We start from the raw sequence: 18,894 nt of genomic DNA on the forward strand, positions 1-18,894 counted from the left end.
GACCTGGTGATCAAGGCATTGGATATGGCCTATGAGCAGCGTGGCCGGCCTCAGAATGTGCTGTTTCACAGCGACCAGGGCAGCCAATACGGCAGTCGGAGTTTCCGCCAGAGACTATGGAGATACCGCTTCACGCAGAGCATGAGTCGGCGCGGCAACTGCCACGACAACGCGCCGATGGAGCGGCTATTTCGCAGCCTGAAGACTGAATGGATACCGACGGTGGGCTACATGAGCGCTGTGCTGGCACAGCAAGATATCAGTCGGTATTTGATGGAGCGGTACAACTGGCGGCGACCGCATCAATTCAACGAAGGGCTACCGCCTGCGGTCGCAGAGGAAAAACTCAATTCAGTGTCCGGGATCAGTTGACCACTACAGTCTGCCGAAAAGAGATGGGCGCTCAAACCACTGCTGCAGCCCATATAGAGCGTGGCTTTGCCGCAATCCTCCTCGTGACAATGCGCGTGATAATCACCGAAGCCACCAGCAACAGCGATGCAGATGATGGTGCCGCAAGCCATGGAGTATATTGCACCTCGCTGACAGCCGGGCAAGTCCCTGTCATCTCCTCGCTGCCTTCACCCGACTCAGGATCTCGCGGCGCTGGTTTCGTCAGCCAACGCAGCCTGCACCCGCCCAACGGTAACGGTGCTCAGCAGGCCAGATTATGAGATGCCCATGCTCCCGGTCGTAAGGAGCCGCCAGTCCAGCGTTAAGGACATCCCCACAGGCCGCAGGGGCCTTGATCCCTGATAACACTCAACATTCTTGGCGGGATGACGTGGGGCGAGGATCGGAGATCGGAAGATGAGGTGACTGACATGGCATTGGTAGGTAGGCGCGATGGCCGCAATTTCGGCTACGGCAGGCAATTGAGCTACGCAGGGCCGCAGGCGCTGAAAGATATGTTCGCCGGCGGGCACTACGGCACGGTCAAGGCGCACTGTGATCGGTGGTTGGCATTCGTAAAATGGTGCCGGTCTGAAGCGGGGCCCGGGGTCAACGATGCGCGGCAGATTGATCGCGAGTTGTTGTCGGACTATGCCGCATACCTTCGCGGCCTGATTGAGCACGGCGACCTAGCCATCAGCACTGCACAAAACCGGCTATCCAGCGTTAACAGGACCATGGCAGCGCTTCGCGGTGATCAGTATGTGAAAGTGCCAAGTCCGAGCAAGGCGTTGGGTATGCAACGAACCGGGGTGCGTCAATCGGTGCCGCAGGGCCAAGATCGCGAACACATACAGCGAATAGTCGAAGCGCTTTGCAGCCGTCATCACCTAAGGGCTGCGGCGATCGTGCAACTGGCCCGAGCTACTGGTATGCGTTTGCGTGAAGCCATCTTGGCTGACCTGTCACGGTTGAGCCGCGAGGCTGAAAGCTTAGCCAAGATCAACATTCAGGACGGCACCAAAGGCGGCCGTGCCGGTGCATCAGCACATCGCTGGATTATAGTGGACGACCATATTCGTGACGCGCTTGAGTTTGCGAAGCAGGTGTCACCTGCTGGTAGCCGAAACCTCATTGCTTCGAACGAAAGCTACTTGAGCATTCTGCAGGAAATCGTCCGTCCGGCACGCGACATCATTCATGCACAAAACACCAAAGGCTTCCATGAGCTACGAGCCGCGTACGCGTGTGAGCGCTACGAACAAATCACCCAACATCGCGCACCTGTCAACGGTGGTGAATGTTGCCAGCTCAATCAGCGCCTTGATCGAGCGGCCCGGGTCCAAATCGGCTATGAGCTGGGGCACGGTCGGATCGATGTGGTCGATGCTTACATCGGAGGGCGGACATGAGTAAGCCATTCGATATGGAACTGTTCTTGGCTGGCGTTCTGACTGGTTCGCACGCAACGCGGCAACGTCATGTGCGCCAGGCAAAAATCATTCAGGTTGCAATCGCAGAGCGCTGGCAGCGAGAAACCCCTTGGACTTGGAAAAAGAAGCATGTGGTGTGGTTTATCGAGAATCGCTTGAGCGAACACAGTCAGGCAACGAAGTATTACTACGTGCTGACGGTCCGGCTGCTAGCTCGACGTCTAGAAGCGTCATGGGTTTTCAAGCTCTGAAGGGGATGTGATCCCGATAATCACGACCGACTGCAATCGGCCAGAAGCGGACATTGGCAAACGACCGCCTTCGGCCATCCATAAAGAGACATTCATTTTGCGTGAGGATGCCCCTAGCCGAAGCGACCAGTTGTTTGATCGATTTGAGCTGCCACCCAAGTTGGCTAAAACATTAAATCAAACATCTCTAATGATGTATACCCCATGTAGTTCTTCTATTCTATCTCCATACTCTAAATACAGACTCCCCACGGCGCTGAATCTTTCCGGCGCGACTCCAAAGGCGTCGATAATTTTATTGCTCGCCCGAGAACGATCTTTAATCCATGCCTCGTACATCGCCTTGTATTCTTCAGAGTATGTTAGCTCACCGCTCAAACTTTGAGTAAAGCAAGCATTAATAATGGGGCCATCACCGGATGCGAACTTCACAAAAAGCTCTTGCGAAACGGAAAAAAATTGTGCCGAGTTGGTTATGCGCTCTAAATATATTTTATCTAGCTTAGGATTAAAGCGAAGGTAATTATGAGTATGCATCAAAGCGGTGGAGAATTCAGAGGGTGAAAATCCGAGATCGACATGTGCCCAATAGGTCATCAACAGTGCGATCTTCTCAACAATAAAATGAATTTCTTGGTACGAGGTATCAGCTAAGTCTGGCGTTTCACCATGCGCAACTTTATCTCTAATCCTTTTTATTAACGAGAAGTCATCATCTGTCAAATTTATAACCTTTAGAATATCCTTGTCTGTTAATCCTATCGCGTAGTCGTATTTCTCTCTGAATGTCAGATCACGCGACGTCAAAAAAACTGTTCCCACGAGAGATTCTATATCTTTAAATTGCGCATCATTTAAAGGGTGCTTTAGTAACTTTAACTGCTCTACAAATTTAGTTGCCCGCTTGCTTTCAGCTTTGGTAGCTTTCTGATTAGCCATTGCTGCATAGGAGCTAACGTACTCGTCAAGCAAACTTACATAGCCAAGAATTTTGAACTCCCAAAACCCCTCATAACGTTGCATGCCGGCAAGGCGAACCCACGACGTCTTCCTGTAATTGGATACGTAGTATCGTTTAAACACCGACTGCCATTTATCATCTAACGAGTGTCTTTGAGCTAAGCAGCTTAGCCAAAACTCGCCTCTTGAAGATTCTCGATCTACTTTTCTAAACGCCGAAAAGTAAATAGGCATAGCGTAGCTCGCACCACACCCAACCCATACATTTGCAATGGAAATAGCATTGGCAGTTAATACAGACAATAAAGTAGATAATTCAAACGATTTGTCTTTTACCTCTGCTACTGAAAATCCGCCATCCGTCCGCTCAAAAATAAAGCGCGTATGCTCATGTATTACATGATCTTCTCCACGCTTAGTTAGACTGCCAAATGTATCGGTCTTTAAAGAGAAATTCTCATCCGTCGCATTGAGGTTTACCGATAGCTGAGGCACCTGGTTTTTCCAGCTAATATTTTCGCCAATTTGGCCGGTAACATATTGTCCACGCAAAAACCAATCAGATACATCTCCATATTTTATATGAAAATAGGTGATTTCAGATTTGATGTCGCCAAGTATGATGAAGTCCGCGTATAGCGAATACCTTTTAAGCTCGCAATTGAGTAGCGTAAGCTTCTGCCCATCTTTTGCTTTAGCCTTAAGAATCGAGAACTCACGTTGCGGAGCTTCATAGTGTTGCGTCAAATCAAACTGTATGCGAATCAACGTTCCGTCACCAAACGAAAGCTGTCCCTGACCTATGACGCCTTGGTCGTCATCATAAACTTCTACGTCATACTCAAATTTGCTAGAGAAATCAAAATCATCTTTCATTGATAATCCGCTATTAAAAAACCGTCTGACTTATTTATATACGAAATGTCTCGTCAAAAATACGCTTGGGAGACAGTATTTAGAAGATATTTTGTTAATGCCTGCCGAGAGCTTTTAGCCAGATTTTTCCAGTCTCCACCAGCAGCTACGGGTCGAAAGCGGCCAACCGACACAGACAGGCCTCGCAATGCTCCCCATCCCCCCTTATCCTGTTTCGAACTCGTATTACCGCGGCTGCTGACCCCGGTACTCACGAGGACATTACCATGCGAAGAACCCGAGCCTGGAGACGCCAGCAGGCCCGTAAACACGGCAAGCATCAGGTCACACAACCCGCTGCGTTCAAGCCGGAAAAGAACTGGAAGCTGCTGTACAGCCGCGCAGAAAAGTTAAAGAGGGCACGCCAGCTCGGACTATGCTATCCCGCTCGCTCCATCCGCCAATTACTGGATCAAGAATGACCAACCTTCTGTTCATTTGCAGCCGTAATCAATGGCGCAGCCCCACTGCGGAAAGTCTGTGGCGGCGCCGAGCGGGCTTCGAAGCCCGCTCGGCAGGCACCAGCCCGAATGCACGCCGGACGGTCAGCCAGACGGATATACGCTGGGCTGACGTCATATTCGTCATGGAGCGTAAGCACCAGCAACGACTCGAGGCGGGGTATTCACGTCTACTTGAACACAAGCGGCTGTACGTCCTGGACATACCCGACGATTACCGCTACATGGATCCTGACCTGATCTCCATTCTGGAAGACACAGTGACGCCTTACCTCCAGAGCCTGCCCTGATATCCATGGAATGCCACCTGAGCAGTTCCTGAAGCTTCCTGGCGTGGCGGCGTAGCCAAAGGCAACGTCACGTCGCTGCTCACTGAAAATAGAGAAACCCAGGGCTGCGATGATCAAAGCGATCCCACACACTGAAATCGAGACTCTGCTGAGCAAGGCACGAGGCACCGGCCTGGAACTCACCGACTTATCGGGTTACTGCCGGGGTCTGGGGCTACGCCCGGCCGAACTGCTGAATGTCCTCGCGATCGAAGTTGCCCGTCGATACGTTCTGGATGGAATGCCGTATGAAGCTGGCGATGACATCATGAACGGTCTGTTTACTGCCATCTCGGATGCAGGTACGGATGGGGCGATTGCGCAGCCAGCATTCAACATCTATCTAGCTTTTGATGAGGGCGAGTACCAGAAATTGAGGGACTCGGACGATACAACCCCATCTGAACGATACACGCGACCGCGCCTAGTGGAGATTCTGCGAAGGTTGGTCGACACCGAATGACAGTTTATGGGGAACGGGCATTGTCAAATGGCAGCTATCGGCCAGAAGCGGACGCTCGAGTCACCCCTTTCGACCCACAGCCTCCGATGCCATAAGCCTCGATTCAGTCATTGCACACGTGACCGAACGTGAGATCAACACAGAAACGAGATATGTTTTTACCCCCTGAACTAGGCAGCAATCATGGAGGAACAAATGCGGATCTACATTACGGGCGCATCATGTGCGGGTGTGACCACTTTGGGGCAAAGTCTCGCCTCGCGGCTCGGGCTCCGCCATGCGGATGTCGATGACTATTTCTGGATGCCCACAGACCCTCAGTTTACAACCAAGCGGCCAGTCAGCGATCGAGTGCCTTTGCTCCAGCAAGCACTCGGTCAGGATGATTGGATACTGACCGGTTCCTGCATGGTCTGGGGTGATTCGCTACTGGTCCACGTCGACCTGATCGCGTTTGTTGTAACGCCGACACCTGTCCGGCTTAAACGTCTCGCCGCTCGTGAAAAGGCTCGCTTCGGAGATCGCATTGCGCCCGGTGGCGACATGTATGAGATACATGAGGGATTCAGGGAATGGGCTTCGCAGTATGACAATCCAGACTTCTCTGGGCGCAACCGAGCGTGGCACGAGCGGTGGTTATTAGAGCAGCCGTCTCCAGTCTTGCAGATCGACGGGGCGATGAGCACTGAAAAAATGGCATCGGAAGTCACCGAGGCGTTGTCGCACCTTAGATATTAACGCTCGAACGGCGAAGTCAGTGGCTCGATGTTCACGTCAGCTTCGGGTCGGTTAGCGACGGTCTGATCTCGACCGTCGCTATGCATCTCAAACCTCGGTCTGTTCCGCCATTTCCAAGGCATCATCGACCTCGATCCCCAAATATCGAACGGTGCTCTCCAGCTTTGTATGGCCGAGCAGGAGTTGAACCGCCCTCAGGTTTTTCGTCCTGCGATAGATCAGTGATGCCTTTGTACGTCTCATCGTATGAGTGCCATACATGGCTGGATCAAGGTCAATGGCTTTCACCCAGCCTTTGACTATACGAGCGTATTGCCGAGTGGATAGATGGTCAGAGGTATGCACTCGGCTAGGGAACAAGCAGTCCTCGCTGCGTAGCTTGGCCTGGCGTATCCACGCTGCAACAGCAGACCGTGTTTGTTCAGTAATCTCGAACTGCACAGGCCGCTGCGTTTTCTGCTGCATGACCATGGCTCGTGATGATACGTGCTCGCCGTGGGCGACGTCGCGCACACGGAGCTTGGTTAAGTCGCAAGCTCGAAGCTTGCTGTCGATGGCCAGATCGAAGAGAGCCAGATCCCGAGTTCTTTCTGCAATTTGAAGCCTTACCCGGATAGACCAGATATCTCTCAGTCGTAGCGGGGTTTCTGCCCGACCAATTTTCCTTTGTTCCAGGGCTGACGGCTGCGGGTAGCGATGATGCTCATGACATGTCCTCCATATGTGGAAGGACAAGGATGGCTTGCCTGAGCAACGGTCGCTAAACGGTCAGAAGCGGACCCGCACCGAACGCCCCTCACGCGTGGCGCTTGTACGTAAGGTAATCATGGGCACCGGTACCGGTGCATAAAAACCCCGCATTCTAGTACATCCTCTTCGCGGGGTTATCAGGTCGCACACTCAACCGCAACTGCGTGAATCCGTGCCGTGCCGCGTCCAGTGCATAGGCTTCCAAGAGGGCCATTCCCACCCCGCTACGCCGATGTTCTGGACTTACATGAATAGTGCAAAGTTCTGCGTAACTATGCTCAGGTATCCAGAGTGAGTAACCTGCGAAGGCATTACCCATGAACGCGACGTTCAGACGGTCAAAATTCTCTACCCAACGCGTCAGGTGCCGTTCCAGTTGGGCCCGCCCCGATGCTTCATGCTCGGGCTCCCAACTGCGGATATAGCTCTCCTCGCCTCTGTAGATGGCCGGCAGATCGGTAACACGTGCTTGTCTGAGTTGTAGTGCCATTCCGTTAGGCTTTGATGACGTGAAGGTATGGTATGGCCTGCCTGACATTTCGCAAAGCCTGACGATGGGTCGCGAGCCGGGTGCAGCGAGAGGTTACAGGTGGCTAACAGCCGGTCATGAAAAGCTGCTTCGGGTCGTTTTCTGCCGGTCACCACAGGCAGAAGGCGGCCATTGGCTGCCGCTCATGCCCCAATAAATAGTCAGTGCAGGGAGCAACGCTCACCAACGGAGATGAGCCCACGATTCGTTATGACCGCTGCCGTACATGATGAGGGAAAGAGATCGCTAGTTGAGACTGATTGCTTGCCGGTAGAAGAAGCGATAGCGAGCACTGTACAGGTGAAAGGTTTATGGCAATATGACTTCATGCGTCGTTGAGAAATGCCTCATGCTGGCGCACACAAAGGACGTGAAATGACATCGCTGGCAGCTCATCTCACCTGGCTTGAGCACAATGGCACCTATACCTCGGCGTGTGGGCGCTCAATCCCAGTTTATCGATTCAACCATAACGCCTTAGATATTTCCATAATGTCCGGTTGGGCGAGACATTTTAGAAGTCACTACTGTAGCGAACAAGAGTTACGATACTTAAAAAACCCCACAAAGACTAACTCTGAATATCTGGTCACCGAAAAATTCCCCAGCGAATCGATTGCGCCGGGCCCGAGCATTCGGGCTGGGGATTTTGCAGAGATTCTAATAGCTGACTACCTTCAATATATTAGAAACTACGAAGTCCCTCGAACGCGCTATGATCGGAAGGTTATAGCGAATGAATCCAGCAAAGGATCAGACGTAATCGCGTTCAAAAAAAATCCCAACGCAATCAGTGAAAAGGATGAATTATTAATATTTGAAGTTAAAGCAAAAGCAACTGAAAAGACAAAAGTTAACGTCCTTCAGAATGCAATTGATGATTCCATTAAAGATGAAATCCGGATTGCAGAGTCTTTAAACGCCATGCGTCAGAGGTTATATGATCGACAAGATTTTGATGGTGTCGACTTGATAGAGCGCTTCCAGCGCGAACCTGATTATCCTTGCAAGCGCAAGTATGGCGCGGCTGCGGTTTACACATCGTCATCGCTACACGAGAGCGTGGTATGTGCCTCACATGCTGGCAATCACCCTAGTGCCGACAGCTTGGAACTACTCATAGTGAGTGGGGTTGAACTGATGTCACTGATTCACGAGCTTTATCGGAGAGCGGCAGATGAAGCTTGAAAATACGGGTCGTGAAATCCTTGATATTACACGTGCAAAAGCAAAACAGTATGAGTTTGGAATCGAAGAGGAATATCACGTTGAGCTTCCTCAGGATCCTAAGCGATTGCTAGTATTCACGATTGGCGTGCTCGGGGAGTTGGCTGCACTTGAATCCCGCCCATCAGATGAGCGCGAAGAGCATAAGCAAGTACTGAAGCAACAACTAGTACTAGCTGGACAATTTTTTGAATCTTTAAGTCTGTCTCGCCTGACAACCGAAATAGATGAGTATCTAAAGATTTTGAGCTCGGCCTCTTATTATCTTGCCGACATGCCAGGTAGTTCATTAGTTCTAGCCAAAGCAGTTTCAAAGACTCCCTCAGAGCTAACAGGCAGTAGGCTCGAAAGCTTATTAGTGTGGCTGCTAAAATCCGAACTGAATGAAAATTTCTTTCTCGCTTCAGCGGGGGGCTATAGCGAGCAGATTCGTAGAACAGCAATGGCTTATCGCGCCTTTATGAATATGGAGGCAGATCTATCAGACGTAGAAGACGAGCTAAATGAGTTCAGAAGTACTGTCTATGCGAGCGGCTCAGATCGTGAGGTGCTGCTGGCTGACACTATCAATGCTCTAATTAAAAGAAAAATAAATAATTCGTCATTGATCTGCCTACCTAAATACACCGGTCTAGAACAGAATCGCTGGCACCAAACGCTCGCAAACGACAAGTTTATGAAAGAGTTCTGGCCTGCACAGCGCTTGGTGGGAAGCCTGGGTGTGCTGAAGGGTGAATCGGCAGTTATGCAAATGCCCACTAGTGCGGGTAAAACCAAGTCTATTGAACTTATCATCCGGAGCGGATTTCTATCAGGTCGTGCAAAACTAGCCGTGGTTGTCGCGCCTTTCCGTGCATTATGCCGGGAAATTACTCAGGGCTTCATGGCATCGTTTGAGTATGACTCCGTCAATATCAACGAGCTTAGAGATATTACAAATGTAGATGGAGATGAGCAGGAATTTCTTAAATTTTTGCTTGGTGAAGATTTCAAAGGCAAATACGATCATACTGTGATTGTTTCAACTCCGGAAAAGTTAGTTTACCTGCTTAGGCATGAACCTTCTCTCGCCAAACAAATTGACTTGCTGATATTTGACGAAGGCCATCAATTTGATAGCGGAAAAAGGGGGGTAACATACGAGCTCTTGATTGCTTCGCTGAAGAAAACAATACCTGAAAAGGCACAGAAGGTGTTGATTTCAGCGGTTATGTCTAATGCAGAAACAATTGGCGACTGGCTGAATGGAGAGTCCAGCCTAAGCATCCAGGGTAGCAATTGGCTGCCATCTATAAAAAGTGTAGCTTTTCTGAGCTGGTTTCACGATATGGGCCAGCTGAGTTACCTCCGCCCAGACAATAAACGCGACAGCGGCTTATATGTCCCCAAGATAATCCAACAGTCAAGTCTTGCGCTGCGAGGGAGAGAAAGCAAGGCTCGGTTGTTTCCAATAAAGACCGAAGTTCAGTCAATTTCGTGCTATTTGGGACTTCGACTGTGCCAGCAAGGGCCAACAGCTATATTTTGCGGGGATAAAAGAACAGTCATTAGCCTGTGTTCAACCGTTGTAGATGTATACAGACGAGGATTATCGCTTCCTGCGCCAAGCTCAGTCTCAGATACCGATGAACTTCAGAAAATAGCGTTTCTGTCACATCTACACTTTTCCGATCAACACATTTTTTCTGAAGCTATTCCACTAGGAATATTGCCTCACAGTTCAGCCATTCCAAATGGTCTCAGGATCGCGGTTGAATGGGCTATGGACAAGGGTGCCGGGCACCTCGTCATATGCACCTCGACTCTCGCTCAGGGTGTAAATCTTCCAATCAAATACCTTCTAATCTCAAACTTAATGCAGGGTGGTAAAAGGATTTCCACTAGGGAGTTTCAAAACCTGATTGGTCGCGCTGGACGGGCAGGTTATCACACTGAAGGCGGTATAATTTTTACTGACCCCAAAATTTACGACAACCGTTTTCACTGGAGAGGACGTGACAAATGGGAAAGAACGCTCAAGCTTTTAAATTTTAATAACGCTGAAGAGTGCATGAGTAGCTTGATGGAGATAGTTCAACCATTCCCTTTGATAAAAGGTGAAAATGACATTCTCAACTTCATCTCAAACCCGCTTAGTGAAAGACTATTGTGGCGTGAATGGTGCGAAAAAAGCGGAATCCCTGAGGAAAGCTTTACTGAACTGATGCAAGATTTTGATAAAAAGGAGCAAGTCCTTCATTCCATTGAAAGCTATTTCATGTCAATTTTGAAGGACGATAGCTCTTTGTTATCGACAGAATACTTTCTTGACCTCGCTTACGAAACTCTTGCCTACCATCTTGCGAGCGACATCGCTAAAGATCAGTTGGTGGCAATATTTTCTGCCATCCACTCAAGGTTGAGCGTGATACCTGTAGAGAAATTCTCCTATTATGGGCGAACCTTGCTTGGACTTGATCAGCTTACTTACATCGAAGACTGGATAGAGTCGCAATTATTCGAGCTTGAATTTTGTGACTCTGCTCAGGATTTTCTCGAAGTATGCTGGCCCTTAATCACGATGTTTTCAAGAAAGAAGATTGCCTCTAATATCTATCCGCAGGAACAAGCGGTAAACATTGCCACTCAATGGTGCAATGAAACAAGCTATGCAGAGATCCTGACCTATGCAAAACTAAACAACTTTACCATTAGGGCAAAAAGCACTTACTATTCGATCACTCAAGAGCATATTGTAGATTTCTGCTCTGCTCTCTCCTACGATGGAATGTTAATAATTGGAGCTGTCGGTGACATTGTCGAAGGCAAGGCTTTGAATGAAACATTACTTAACCATGCCAGATTGCTTCAAAGTCAGCTGAAACTCGGCCTGTCAGACGAATTCAAAATCTGGATACATGGGCAAGGGTTCCCTGACAGAGAGGTGTGCAAGTTCATCAGCCAGCAATTAGAAAGCGTTCGAGAAAACAAGAATGTTATTGACTACAAAATCTTAACAAACAATAAGGAAGTGCTAAAGGAAGCGCTATCAAGATTGCCCAGTGCGTTTTCATTACCGAAATTTAATTAAATGAGCCGTCCTGTCTCATAGGCATTTCCAAAGAATTTTGTCGGCTCTTTAGCCGATAACATAGAACGCCCGCTCTTGGCCGATAGCGGCCGTCCAGCAACGGTAGCCTTTAGGCGTTGGTTGTCGCTTACCGTAGTTGGAGAACGAGCCCCCAGACTCAGGAAAGCATGAGAGGCAGCCACGCACTGATGGCAATCGGTCCCACTCTGGCTTTCCCCTCTCGATCAATGCTTAGCGAGCCCAGATGCCGGGATAGTTTTAGAGATAGACGGATCATCACATATAAATAAAAGCTTGACGGATCATATAGTTAATAATTTTTTCGACTCCTGGTGCCGCACCATACGCAGTAACGAGAAAGGCGCACCGCAAAGTGGGCTTTTTTTGCTTCCGGCATCTGCAGCCACCCCGATCTGACGACGTTTACCGTTTGGGAGCAAGGCTTGCCCTCACCGTCATCACCGTGCCTCGACTCACCCACAAATTCCAGGCAAGAAAAATCCGCCTCGATAAGGAGACGGATTTCTCTGCAACAGCGATTAGTAGCCGCTATTGTTACAGCACACCGGAGCACCCCAGCAAGAGAATGAGGATAATAAGAAATTGAATATATGTCAATATGTCCGGCACTATCCGGAGCGACCTAGCTTCAACTGAATACATTCGAACAAATACACACAAAATCCAGGGGTGTGTGCCTAGTAGTTCGCATAAAAATAAACTATAGACATATATTTTCTTGCCCTAAAATTCAACTGCTCTATGTTTTCCCAGTTGTTGTACTCGTTGCGCAATACAACCATGCCTTATGATTTGAGCCCTACTCAAAAGATAGAGCCGTACCTGCCCCGCTAACCGCTTCATGCCGAAATGCGCGTAACCCATGGCCATCGCGCCCCCGCGTCAGCCACTCACCCTGTCACAGGCACACAGACCCACCTAGACCAAGCCAGAATCGATCAAAAATCACCCAACACTTTCCCCCTTCCCCATACCCGCTAGAACCGCCCGCCTCCGCTCCACCGACATCCGGTGAAACAAAACCAGCATCTGCGCTTCATCATCATCCTCGCTATAGAAATACGAAGCCGGCAGATTCAGCGCCAACGCAATCTGCGCCACCGTCGCCGAGTTGGGCGCGTGCTTTCCGGTCTCATACTGATTCATCCGTGCACTGGCCGATGCCGGCTCAATACCCGCATCGATCCCCAACCGTTCCTGGGAAATCTTTGCTGCAAGCCGCGCTTCCCTCAATCGTTTGCTGAACGTGCTCATTTTTTAGCCGCTAAAAGGCTAAGAGAATCTTAGATTTCGTTTGACGAAGTACTAAGATATCCTTAGCCTGAACACCACAAGATTCTGTTCTCCCTGCTCCGGAGGCTGTTCCTCCGAACAGAATCGCACGCGCTAAAGAGCGCTCGCTCATGAGGACAACCACCATGCCCACCCTATCCACCCCACAAAAAATCCACACCCAACTCTCCACCTACGCCACCACCGGCACCCCCATCCCCCACGAAGCCCTAACCCCAATCCTGCACCAGCTCTCCTCCCTCGACACCAGCCTGCAAAAGCTGGACAACGCCATCCAGGACACCGCCGACGTCAACGGCGCCCTCACCCTACTCATCCAAATGATGGAAGCCGCGTATGATCGCAAGCTCGACGCCGACAGCCTCCGCTGCCTGCTCGAACCCCTGCGCGAAAAGCTCGGCAAGGCCGTGGATGAAATGCGCTGGGTGATGTAACCACCATTCAGGAGCCGCCCTAATGACCACCCCAGCCGCAGCCCATTGGGGCTTCATCGACAAGCGCGATCGCGCCAGCGACCTGGACATCTGGACCGGCGTCGAACCCTGCATCAGCCAAGCCCAAGGCACCACCCGCGCCGCCGAACTCGAAGCCGCCAACCCCGGCTACCAATACCGCGCCAGCCGGTTTGTGGATTTGCCCCTATGGGTCACGCGAACGCAGGACTGACCTGAGGCCGGGCGGCACAGGCACGGTGGGTGCTGTTGCGTGATATCTCCAAGAGCTGATCATTCAACACACCGTCCATCCGCAGAAGGTTGCAGCTTTGGGCACCGCAGCCGATACACTGTCAAAGGTGTCGCCATCGGCCATGGCGCCCGACTTTGTGGAGTGCAACGTGACTGATTTCCCCCCTTCATTGACCTCGCCCGGCGGTTGCCAGGGCTGCAGAAGCAACCCTGAACTGGAGTTGGATTTCGACTTCGCTTATCAGCCAATCGTCGACCTGCGCGATCATTCGGTGTTCGCCCATGAGGCGCTGGTGCGCGGCCCCAATGGCGAGGGCGCGCTGTCGGTGCTGGAGCAGGTCAATGACCAGAATCGCTATCGCTTCGACCAGTTGTGTCGCACCCGGGCGATTGCCACGGCGGCGAGCCTGGGCATGGCCGAGCATCTGTCGATCAACTTCCTGCCCAACGCGGTATACCGCCCCGAGCTGTGCATCCGTAGCACGCTGGAGGCCGCGCGCACGCACAACTTCCCGCTCGAGCGGCTGATTTTCGAGACGGTCGAGACTGAGCATGTGCGCGACAACCGCCACCTCACCAATATCCTGCGCGAGTACCGCGAGTTCGGTTTCAAGACGGCCATCGATGACTTCGGCGCGGGGCATTCGGGGCTGACGTTGCTGGCGGATTTTCAGCCGGACCTGATCAAGCTGGATATGGCGCTGGTGCGCGATATTCACCGTGATCGCGTGCGTCAGGCGATCGTGCGCGGCGTGGTGTCGATGTGCACCGAGCTGGGCGTGAGCATCATCGCTGAAGGCATCGAGCAGGCCGACGAGCGCGCCTTTCTCAGCGACTGCGGGATCTACCTCATGCAGGGTTACTGGTTCGCCAAGCCGGCGTTCAAGTCGCTGGCGCAGGTACGGTTCAGCGACTAAGCGACCTCGGCGACGAGCCAGTCGAGAAATTTACGGATGGCGGCCTGGCGTTCCTGACCCGGCCGGCAGAGTGCCACGTAGTCGTAGCCTTCCAGCATCACCTCGGGGCGATAGCGCTGCAGCAATCCGCGCTGCACGCTGTCGTGCGCCAGCACATCGCTGGCCAGCAGATAGCCTTGCCCCGCCACCGCAGCTTGCAGGGCGTAGTGCTCGTCTTCGTAGTGGCGGACAGTGTAATCCGTAAGCCAGTCGAGGCACCCCGCTTGTTCGCACCATTGCTGCCAGTGCACCACGGCAACTTGGGGGGCATTCCAGGCGACGTCGATCAATTCCTCAACTGCGCACTTCCCCGCAGAGGCCATGAACACGCCGAACCGCTCGTGCATGAACGGCCGCTGATACAGCCCCGGCCACTGCTTGCGGGTGTTGCGAATGGCCACATCGACGCTGCCGTCACGCAGCAAGTCGACTACATCGTTATTGGCTTCGACCTTGATCGTGATGCCGGGATGGATGGCGTAAAAACCGCCCAGGCGGGGAATCAGCCAGAGCGCGGCGAACGCCTGGGTGGTGGTGACGACGATATCGACTTTTTCCGCGCCAGGACGGTACTGGGCGAGGGCTTGATCGAGCCCGGTGAAGTGCTGATGCACCTGGTCATAAAGCGCCGAGCCCGTCGGCGTCAGCACGGTGCCTTTGGCGACGCGCTCGAACAGGCGTTGCCCCAGCCATTCTTCCAGCGCCTTTATCTGATGGGACACCGCCGAGGGGCTCACCGCCAATTCGGCCGCCGCCAGTTTGAAGCTGGACAGCCGGGCAGCAGCTTCGAATGCCTTGAGTGCAGTGAGCGGCAATCTGGAAAACACCCTGAATCCCTCAGATGAAATAAATTCAACCGAACTGAATTTATCTGAATTGCCCGGGCTCGGGAAGCGCAGCAATAGTGGCGGCCAGATAACGCGCCACGGAGCGAAGCCATGCAAGGCCCGGTCAGAAAGATCTTCCAAGCCATCACTTACGAGGCGATCGCCTTGTTATTCATCGCCCCCGCGATCGCCTATGGCTATCACAGCGATCTGCGCTATTCGGGGGTGTTTTCACTGTTGCTGTCCGCGTTCGCGCTGGTATGGAACATGGCCTACAACGCCCTGTTCGAGTACTGGGAGGCACGCCAGCGCCAGCGCAGCCGCAACTTCATGCGCCGGGCGATACATGCCACGGGTTTCGAAGGCGGGCTGGCGCTGTTGCTGATTCCGTTCATTGCCTGGTGGCTGGATATTTCCTTGCAGCAAGCGCTGTTGACCGATCTGGCGTTGCTGGGTTTTTTTCTGATCTATTCGTTTGTCTTTCAATACTGCTTCGACAAAGTGTTCGACGTCCCGGCGTCGGCCAAAGGCGCTTAGTCTTCCGGCACGATCTCCACCGAAGTAATCCGCCAGCCGTCCTTGCCTTTGCTCAAAAGCACGGTCAAGCGCTGGGCGTTGTCTTCGGTGGTGCCCAGTACCACGCTCTCCTTGGCGGCGGCGCCCTTGGTGCCGAGGTCCGCGACCTTGACGCTGGTCAGCCAGGAGTCATCGTAATCCTGGGACTTGATGAAGTAGTCCTCTTCCAGCCCATCTTCGCTCTTGGCCTGTTTGTCGATGTCCTTGATCAGGCTGTCCGCCACAAAGCCTTTAAGGTGCTCGACATCATCGTCCAGCGGCACTTTGTTATCCGCCAGGCTCTTCACGTACCACTTGTAAAAGGCTTCAGTGGTCTGTTTCGGCGAGCCTTGGTCGTCGGCGACAGCGGGGGCGAGGTGCAGGCCAGCGGCAAGTGCCAACAGGGCGATCAAACGCTTCATGAAGGGTCTTCCAGACAGATAAAGATGATTGAAAAACAACTCCGTTGCGACACTGGCCCTTCCTTGGCGCGAATCCGCAAAGATTCCATGCTAATTGCCCACGCGTCAACGCCTGTGCGCCAATCCCCCAGCAGGCCGGGCTTGCACGCCCGTCATAGATTGAAATCACGTCGTTAATTTGACTTTAACGCTGTTTGAAACCGCAAAAAGTTAGCAAATTGACATACGCCATTGCGCCCCTTATGCATGCTCCTGCGCGGGTGATTTCCGTCTCCTATGCAGACGGGCCGCCCTCAGCCAACGCACTCTGGGGAGAGTCAAGATGGACGCCAAACTGCACCGATCGTTCTATCGACCGGAGATCGACGGATTGCGCTCGATCGCCGTGCTGCCGGTTATCTGGTTTCACGCGGGCTTCGCGTTGTTCTCGGGCGGCTTCGTCGGGGTGGATATCTTTTTCGTGATTTCCGGCTACTTGATCACCAGCATTCTGGCCAAGGGTCTCGACGAGGGGCGTTTCTCGATCCTGGGGTTTTATGAACGGCGGGCGCGGCGCATCCTGCCGGCGCTGTTTCTGATCATTGCAGTGACCTTGCCCTTTGCCTTGTTGTGGATGATCGACCGCGACTTGAGCAATCTGGGGCGCAGCATGATGTCGGTGGCGGCCTTTGTGTCGAACCTGTTCTTCTGGACCAACAACGCCTACTTCGACCCGGCCGCCGGGGAAAAACCGCTGCTGCATACCTGGAGCCTGGCGGTCGAGGAGCAGTACTACATCTTCTTCCCGCTGCTGTTGCTGATGCTCTGGAGCCTGTGGAAGCGCGCCACCGGTGCTGTGGTGCTGCTGGCCACCCTGGGCTCGCTGGCGTTGGCGCAATGGGCGTCGATCTACCACCCGGTGGGCAATTTCTACATGCTGCCGACCCGCGCCTGGGAGTTGCTCGCCGGCTCGCTGGTGGCCATCACCAGCCTGCGACTGCGGCCCCAGCGCGATGCGCCGTTCATTTCGGCGCTGGTGGATGGTGGCCTGGCGGTGATCGGCATGGGCTTGATCGTCTATTCGATCTTCGCCTTCGACGAGGACACGCCCTTCCCCAGCCTCTACACCGCCGTGCCGGTGCTGGGCACGGCCTTGGTCATCCTCTTCGCCAACAGCCGCTGCCTGGTGGGCCGGGTGCTGGCACTCAAGCCGCTGGTTGCCATCGGCCTGGTGTCGTACAGCGCTTACCTGTGGCATCAACCCCTGTTCGCGCTGTACCGGTTATCGCCGTATCAGCTCATGGCGTACGACAGCTGGATCTTCGCGTTGATGGTGCTGGGGGTGTTCGGCCTCGCCTGGCTGACCTGGAAGTACGTCGAGACGCCATTGCGCGTCAGCAAGAGCATCTCCCGACGCCAGGTGTTCTGGGCCTCCGGCGCCGGGCTGCTGCTGATGCTGGCCTGCGGAACGGTACTGGCGGTGCGCTATAACGTGGTGGAAGTAATCAACCCGGACGTCGCCGGCTGCCAATTCGCCTCCAGCAACCCCACGGTCAGCTGCAAGCGCATCGGCAGTGGGCCGCGTCAGTTGGTGGTGTGGGGCGACTCTCATGCGCTGCCGATGATCGGTGCCTTCGAGAAGAACGCCGACTACACCGTCACGGTGATTTCAGTGCCCGGTTGCCCACCGATGATCGGCCTGCGCCGTTACGACGGGATCGGCGAAGCCAAAGGCTGCGACGAGCCGGGAGAAATCGAAAGCTATGCCCGCGAGGTGGCCAGGCTCAAGCCCGAGAAGCTGCTGCTGGTGGGCCGCTGGACCGTGTACCTGCATGGCTGGCAGCGCAAGAACGTGCTGCAGCACAAGCATCACTTGCTGGAGTTGGAGAACGAAACCAGCCCATCGCTGCCGCCTGAGGGCATCGAGGCGCGGGGGCTCGACAACACCGTGGCCTGGTTCAAGGCGCACTCCCCGCAGACGCGGCTGTTCGTCATGGAGCAGGTGCCGGATATCCAGATGTTCGGCCACGTCATCACGGTCAGCAAGACCCTCGGCCCGCAGATCCCCGAGCAGGTGATCGATGACTGGGACCGCGGCGCCGAGCAGGTGCTGCGGCAGGTGACGGCGTCGGGGGATCTGACGCTGATAAACAGCAAATCGTCGTTCTGTGATGGCAGCCATTGCACCATCAGCCAGGGGGAGAATTACTTCTATGTCGACGACAACCACCTCAGCGTCACCGGCGCAGCCCGCTTGCTAGAGCCCTTGCGCAAGGTGCTGATGACGGACCCGGTGTTGGTCGGCACTAAATGAAGCTTGTTTAACCCATAGCCCCAACATGAAAAAAGGGCCGGTCCTGGAAGACGAGCCCTTTTTGCTGCACAACGCCCAGTCAGCCCTGTTGATTCTCGACCTGGACGGCTTTGTCGCCAGTACGCTGCTGCGCGTGGTTGTCCTGATGCGCAACCTTTGAAGCATCGTGGGTATCGTCGTAATGCTGCATGGCAACGATGCGGGCATCGTTCATCTGCTTGTCGACGCGCGAGGCACCGTCTTCAGCCATGGCGCCGGCAGAGGCGCACAGCAAGGCAAGGGCAATGAAGGCATGTGAAGTTTTCATGGTGGATCTCCTGGT

19 protein-coding genes and 1 pseudogene are annotated in these 18,894 nt (G+C 53.3%); 13 read left to right on the plus strand and 7 right to left on the minus strand.

The features are described 5' to 3' along the window. The 3 genes from AC3WJP_RS11290 to AC3WJP_RS11300 all read left to right on the plus strand — a co-directional run. Window positions 1–372 (plus strand): DDE-type integrase/transposase/recombinase (locus AC3WJP_RS11290; RefSeq protein WP_493720352.1); only part of this gene is annotated, 372 nt, incomplete at its 5' end. A 452-nt stretch (window positions 373–824) separates the two neighbouring features. After that, on the plus strand, window positions 825–1,805 hold the full coding sequence (locus AC3WJP_RS11295) for an integrase domain-containing protein (RefSeq protein ID WP_493721597.1): 981 nt from the start codon (window positions 825–827) through the stop codon (window positions 1,803–1,805). Further along, window positions 1,802–2,077, plus strand: a complete 276-nt coding sequence (locus AC3WJP_RS11300) for a hypothetical protein (protein ID WP_493721596.1) — start codon at window positions 1,802–1,804, stop codon at window positions 2,075–2,077. Before AC3WJP_RS11295 ends, AC3WJP_RS11300 begins: the two co-directional genes overlap by 4 nt. Window positions 2,078–2,254: 177 nt before the next feature. On the opposite strand, the gene AC3WJP_RS11305 is transcribed toward AC3WJP_RS11300, so the two are convergent. Continuing rightward, window positions 2,255–3,913 (minus strand): ApeA N-terminal domain 1-containing protein, encoded by a 1,659-nt coding sequence (locus tag AC3WJP_RS11305; protein ID WP_493721595.1) that lies wholly within the window; start codon window positions 3,911–3,913, stop codon window positions 2,255–2,257. Between the two features lie 457 nt (window positions 3,914–4,370). Between AC3WJP_RS11305 and AC3WJP_RS11310 the strand changes: the two genes are divergently transcribed. From AC3WJP_RS11310 to AC3WJP_RS11320, 3 genes are all read left to right on the plus strand, one after another. Further along, window positions 4,371–4,703: a low molecular weight protein tyrosine phosphatase family protein gene (locus AC3WJP_RS11310; protein WP_493721594.1), complete on the plus strand. Its 333-nt coding sequence runs from the start codon at window positions 4,371–4,373 to the stop codon at window positions 4,701–4,703. Window positions 4,704–4,812: 109 nt separating this feature from the next. After that, entirely contained in the window at window positions 4,813–5,205 is a 393-nt protein-coding gene (locus AC3WJP_RS11315) for a hypothetical protein (protein ID WP_493721593.1), read from the plus strand. 195 nt (window positions 5,206–5,400) lie between these two features. Next, window positions 5,401–5,943, plus strand: a complete 543-nt coding sequence (locus AC3WJP_RS11320; RefSeq protein WP_493721592.1) for a P-loop NTPase family protein — start codon at window positions 5,401–5,403, stop codon at window positions 5,941–5,943. Window positions 5,944–6,030: 87 nt separating this feature from the next. Here AC3WJP_RS11320 and AC3WJP_RS11325 read toward each other — a convergent pair. Together AC3WJP_RS11325 and AC3WJP_RS11330 are read right to left on the minus strand one after the other, a co-directional pair. Then, a pseudogene (locus tag AC3WJP_RS11325) lies at window positions 6,031–6,650 on the minus strand (tyrosine-type recombinase/integrase). 155 nt (window positions 6,651–6,805) lie between these two features. Next, window positions 6,806–7,231, minus strand: a complete 426-nt coding sequence (locus tag AC3WJP_RS11330; protein WP_493735672.1) for a GNAT family N-acetyltransferase — start codon at window positions 7,229–7,231, stop codon at window positions 6,806–6,808. Between the two features lie 366 nt (window positions 7,232–7,597). On the opposite strand from AC3WJP_RS11330, the gene AC3WJP_RS11335 reads away from it, so the two are divergent. Both AC3WJP_RS11335 and AC3WJP_RS11340 read left to right on the plus strand, forming a co-directional pair. After that, window positions 7,598–8,410 carry a Hachiman antiphage defense system protein HamA gene (locus AC3WJP_RS11335; protein ID WP_493721590.1) on the plus strand — a complete coding sequence of 271 codons (813 nt, stop codon included), beginning with the start codon at window positions 7,598–7,600 and terminating at the stop codon, window positions 8,408–8,410. Further along, a complete protein-coding gene (locus tag AC3WJP_RS11340) occupies window positions 8,400–11,519 on the plus strand; it encodes a DEAD/DEAH box helicase (protein WP_493721589.1) in 3,120 nt (1,039 codons plus the stop codon). Before AC3WJP_RS11335 ends, AC3WJP_RS11340 begins: the two co-directional genes overlap by 11 nt. A gap of 966 nt (window positions 11,520–12,485) precedes the next feature. On the opposite strand, the gene AC3WJP_RS11345 is transcribed toward AC3WJP_RS11340, so the two are convergent. Further along, a complete protein-coding gene (locus tag AC3WJP_RS11345) occupies window positions 12,486–12,794 on the minus strand; it encodes a helix-turn-helix domain-containing protein (protein ID WP_493721588.1) in 309 nt (102 codons plus the stop codon). 164 nt (window positions 12,795–12,958) lie between these two features. On the opposite strand from AC3WJP_RS11345, the gene AC3WJP_RS11350 reads away from it, so the two are divergent. The 3 genes from AC3WJP_RS11350 (at window position 12,959) to rimA (ending at window position 14,436) form a co-directional block, all read left to right on the plus strand. Then, entirely contained in the window at window positions 12,959–13,267 is a 309-nt protein-coding gene (locus tag AC3WJP_RS11350) for a DUF1484 family protein (RefSeq protein WP_493721587.1), read from the plus strand. 22 nt (window positions 13,268–13,289) lie between these two features. Then, on the plus strand, window positions 13,290–13,499 hold the full coding sequence (locus tag AC3WJP_RS11355) for a hypothetical protein (protein WP_493721586.1): 210 nt from the start codon (window positions 13,290–13,292) through the stop codon (window positions 13,497–13,499). Between the two features lie 169 nt (window positions 13,500–13,668). Then, window positions 13,669–14,436 (plus strand): S6 modification regulatory phosphodiesterase RimA, encoded by a 768-nt coding sequence (gene rimA, locus AC3WJP_RS11360; protein ID WP_493721585.1) that lies wholly within the window; start codon window positions 13,669–13,671, stop codon window positions 14,434–14,436. Here rimA and AC3WJP_RS11365 read toward each other — a convergent pair. Continuing rightward, window positions 14,433–15,302 (minus strand): LysR substrate-binding domain-containing protein, encoded by an 870-nt coding sequence (locus AC3WJP_RS11365; protein WP_493721584.1) that lies wholly within the window; start codon window positions 15,300–15,302, stop codon window positions 14,433–14,435. The two genes, rimA and AC3WJP_RS11365, sit on opposite strands and share 4 nt — an antisense overlap. Before the next feature lie 111 nt (window positions 15,303–15,413). On the opposite strand from AC3WJP_RS11365, the gene AC3WJP_RS11370 reads away from it, so the two are divergent. Beyond that, a complete protein-coding gene (locus AC3WJP_RS11370) occupies window positions 15,414–15,839 on the plus strand; it encodes a PACE efflux transporter (RefSeq protein ID WP_493721583.1) in 426 nt (141 codons plus the stop codon). Here the strand turns inward: AC3WJP_RS11370 and AC3WJP_RS11375 are convergent. Further along, window positions 15,836–16,279, minus strand: a complete 444-nt coding sequence (locus AC3WJP_RS11375) for a DUF3828 domain-containing protein (RefSeq protein ID WP_493721582.1) — start codon at window positions 16,277–16,279, stop codon at window positions 15,836–15,838. The two genes, AC3WJP_RS11370 and AC3WJP_RS11375, sit on opposite strands and share 4 nt — an antisense overlap. Before the next feature lie 322 nt (window positions 16,280–16,601). On the opposite strand from AC3WJP_RS11375, the gene AC3WJP_RS11380 reads away from it, so the two are divergent. After that, complete coding sequence (locus AC3WJP_RS11380) at window positions 16,602–18,572, plus strand: acyltransferase family protein (protein WP_493721581.1); 1,971 nt, start codon at window positions 16,602–16,604, stop codon at window positions 18,570–18,572. A gap of 79 nt (window positions 18,573–18,651) precedes the next feature. Here the strand turns inward: AC3WJP_RS11380 and AC3WJP_RS11385 are convergent, their stop codons facing one another. Further along, window positions 18,652–18,879 carry a co-regulatory protein PtrA N-terminal domain-containing protein gene (locus AC3WJP_RS11385; RefSeq protein WP_493721580.1) on the minus strand — a complete coding sequence of 76 codons (228 nt, stop codon included), beginning with the start codon at window positions 18,877–18,879 and terminating at the stop codon, window positions 18,652–18,654. Window positions 18,880–18,894 lie beyond the last annotated feature (15 nt).

This window comes from Pseudomonas sp. GW821-FHT01A09 (assembly GCF_058986725.1).

Excerpts from the sequence above, each read along its gene's own strand:
- AC3WJP_RS11295 (WP_493721597.1), top strand. The coding sequence starts at position 825 with ATGGCATTGGTAGGTAGGCGCGATGGCCGCAATTTCGGCTACGGCAGG.
- AC3WJP_RS11300 (WP_493721596.1), top strand. The coding sequence starts at position 1,802 with ATGAGTAAGCCATTCGATATGGAACTGTTCTTGGCTGGCGTTCTGACT.
- AC3WJP_RS11305 (WP_493721595.1), bottom strand. The coding sequence starts at position 3,913 with ATGAAAGATGATTTTGATTTCTCTAGCAAATTTGAGTATGACGTAGAA.
- AC3WJP_RS11310 (WP_493721594.1), top strand. The coding sequence starts at position 4,371 with ATGACCAACCTTCTGTTCATTTGCAGCCGTAATCAATGGCGCAGCCCC.
- AC3WJP_RS11315 (WP_493721593.1), top strand. The coding sequence starts at position 4,813 with ATGATCAAAGCGATCCCACACACTGAAATCGAGACTCTGCTGAGCAAG.
- AC3WJP_RS11320 (WP_493721592.1), top strand. The coding sequence starts at position 5,401 with ATGCGGATCTACATTACGGGCGCATCATGTGCGGGTGTGACCACTTTG.
- AC3WJP_RS11330 (WP_493735672.1), bottom strand. The coding sequence starts at position 7,231 with ATGTCAGGCAGGCCATACCATACCTTCACGTCATCAAAGCCTAACGGA.
- AC3WJP_RS11335 (WP_493721590.1), top strand. The coding sequence starts at position 7,598 with ATGACATCGCTGGCAGCTCATCTCACCTGGCTTGAGCACAATGGCACC.
- AC3WJP_RS11340 (WP_493721589.1), top strand. The coding sequence starts at position 8,400 with ATGAAGCTTGAAAATACGGGTCGTGAAATCCTTGATATTACACGTGCA.
- AC3WJP_RS11345 (WP_493721588.1), bottom strand. The coding sequence starts at position 12,794 with ATGAGCACGTTCAGCAAACGATTGAGGGAAGCGCGGCTTGCAGCAAAG.
- AC3WJP_RS11350 (WP_493721587.1), top strand. The coding sequence starts at position 12,959 with ATGCCCACCCTATCCACCCCACAAAAAATCCACACCCAACTCTCCACC.
- AC3WJP_RS11355 (WP_493721586.1), top strand. The coding sequence starts at position 13,290 with ATGACCACCCCAGCCGCAGCCCATTGGGGCTTCATCGACAAGCGCGAT.
- AC3WJP_RS11370 (WP_493721583.1), top strand. The coding sequence starts at position 15,414 with ATGCAAGGCCCGGTCAGAAAGATCTTCCAAGCCATCACTTACGAGGCG.
- AC3WJP_RS11375 (WP_493721582.1), bottom strand. The coding sequence starts at position 16,279 with ATGAAGCGTTTGATCGCCCTGTTGGCACTTGCCGCTGGCCTGCACCTC.
- AC3WJP_RS11380 (WP_493721581.1), top strand. The coding sequence starts at position 16,602 with ATGGACGCCAAACTGCACCGATCGTTCTATCGACCGGAGATCGACGGA.
- AC3WJP_RS11385 (WP_493721580.1), bottom strand. The coding sequence starts at position 18,879 with ATGAAAACTTCACATGCCTTCATTGCCCTTGCCTTGCTGTGCGCCTCT.